The following is a 696-nucleotide window of genomic DNA, read 5'->3' as shown; positions in this document are numbered from 1 at the left end:
ATGTCGCAGGGGCAAAGTTGGGCACCTCACCCGTCGACCGGTGCGCGGTGAACGTGGGAAGCGTCCCGGGCTCGACCCGTTGTCCGGCCGTCCAGGCCGGGGGCGGGCAGGTTCGCGCTCGACTGATGGGGTCGGGACGTGGCGGAGCCGCCGTAGTAGTCGTGGGAGTCACGCCCCATCACGGAGGACGGGAAAGCCGTCCACAGGGCCAAGGGCGGCAGCGAGTTCGCAGTGCAGGGACTGACATGGCGGGAGATCGCCGGTGAATACCGGCGTGCCGGGACCGGAGGCCGAACTGGCCGAGGACCGGGTACTGCGGATCCAGACCAAGCTGCACCAATGGGCGATCGATGATCCTGGTCGCCGGTTCGATGATTTGTGGAACCTCGTCTGTGATCCCGCCGTGCTGGTCGTGGCCTGGCGGCGGGTGCGGGGCAACCGAGGGAAGCGGTCCGCCGGGGTCGACGGGGTCAGACCTGACGCCATCGAGGCACCGGAGGCGGGGTTCATCGCCGAGCTACGAGCTGATCTCAAAGCCCGTCGGTTCACCCCGATGCCTGTGCGGGAACGGATGATCCCGAAGCCAGGGACGACGAAACGTCGCCGGCTCGGCATTCCCACCGCGCGGGACCGTGTCGTGCAAGCGGCCCTCAAGCTGGTGCTGGAGCCGATCTTCGAGGCGGAGTTTCGCCCGTG

Annotated in this window: 1 pseudogene; it reads left to right on the top strand. The window is 68.4% G+C overall.

From position 1 onward, the window contains the following. Positions 1 to 262: 262 nt before the first annotated feature. A pseudogene (locus ACNAW0_RS30545) lies at positions 263 to 696 on the top strand (group II intron reverse transcriptase/maturase); the annotation flags it as partial.

This window comes from Micromonospora sp. SL1-18 (genome assembly GCF_047921505.1).
Lineage (GTDB): Bacteria > Actinomycetota > Actinomycetes > Mycobacteriales > Micromonosporaceae > Micromonospora.
The sequence above is the reverse complement of the archived record's forward strand: the minus strand, read 5'-3'. Positions and strand labels throughout refer to the sequence as shown.